This is a genomic window from Streptomyces sp. NPDC002044, assembly GCF_040296725.1.
Classification (GTDB): Bacteria; Actinomycetota; Actinomycetes; order Streptomycetales; family Streptomycetaceae; genus Streptomyces; species Streptomyces antarcticus.
This window is the reverse complement of record NZ_JBEOXU010000342.1, coordinates 1-1,008: the sequence shown is the minus strand read 5'-3', so window position 1 is coordinate 1,008 and position 1,008 is coordinate 1. Positions and strand designations below refer to the sequence as shown.

The window sequence follows — 1,008 nt, the reverse complement described above, 5'->3', positions numbered from 1 at the left end:
CGGCCGTCGCGGCCCTTCAGCTCGGCGATCTCCGCCCGCAGCCCGGCCACGACCCTGGCCAGCGCGAGCACCTCGGGCGCGGGGCCGTCCCCGGGGGACGGGAGCGGGGCATCGCTCTTCACCCTCCGAGCATCCCACGCGCCGTGGCGGGCGGCTGTTCGCCGTACGGGTCCGTCACCCCGCTCTCGGCCCGCCCGGCCGACGCGCCCTCGTCCTGCCGACGGGGCGCGGGGACGCGGGACCGCCGGGCGGGCGGTCGCGCCGGGTCATACTTGATCACGGCGCGGCACGGCGACTTCCCACAGACAGCAAGGGTGAACATGTTCGAACCGGTGCGGGAGAATCCCTACCCCGACAGTCACGTCCTCGGCGAGGGCGCGGAGCCGCATCCGCTGCTGGGGCCGGTGCTGCCGCTGCTCGGACGATGGCACGGCCGGGGCCGGGGCCAGTACCCGACCCTGCCGCAGGACTTCACGTACGAGCAGGAGATCACCTTCAGCCACGACGGCCGCCCCTTCCTCCGCTACGAGGCGCGCGCGTGGCTGACCGATGGGGCCGGGCAGGCCGTGCGCCCCGCGGGGCGCGAGTCCGGGTGGTGGCGGGTGACGCCGGACGCGTCGCTGGAGGTCGTACTCGCCCACCCGACGGGCATCGTGGAGACGTACGTCGGGCGGGTGTCCGGCACCGGCTTCGAGATCGAGACCGGGAGCGTGGGGCTGACCCCGCTCGCCAAGGAGGTCACCGGAACCCGGCGCCGCTACACCGTGGACGCCGGGGAGATGACGGTGGTCCACGACATGGCGGCGGTGGGACAGCCCCTGACGCACCACCTCACGACGCACCTGCGCAAGCGCGCCTCCTGACGACGCGCGCGGGCGTCCCGGTCCGCGGGCCTCGGCCGGGGCGGCGCCTCGGCCGGGGCGGCGCCTCAGCCGGGGGCCGATCCTGACCCGAGTGCAGAGAGCTGCTCGGGCTAGCGGGCGGCGCTGAGGGCCGCGCGCCGCGGCC

The 1,008-nt window shown here is 76.2% G+C and carries 1 protein-coding gene; it reads left to right on the top strand.

Annotated elements, in window-relative coordinates; genetic code table 11:
* The first annotated feature begins 320 nt into the window (after positions 1 to 320).
* The gene (locus tag ABT106_RS32090; protein WP_351284613.1) at positions 321 to 863 is read left to right on the top strand and encodes a heme-binding beta-barrel domain-containing protein; all 543 of its coding nucleotides are present in this window, start codon (positions 321 to 323) and stop codon (positions 861 to 863) included.
* Positions 864 to 1,008 lie beyond the last annotated feature (145 nt).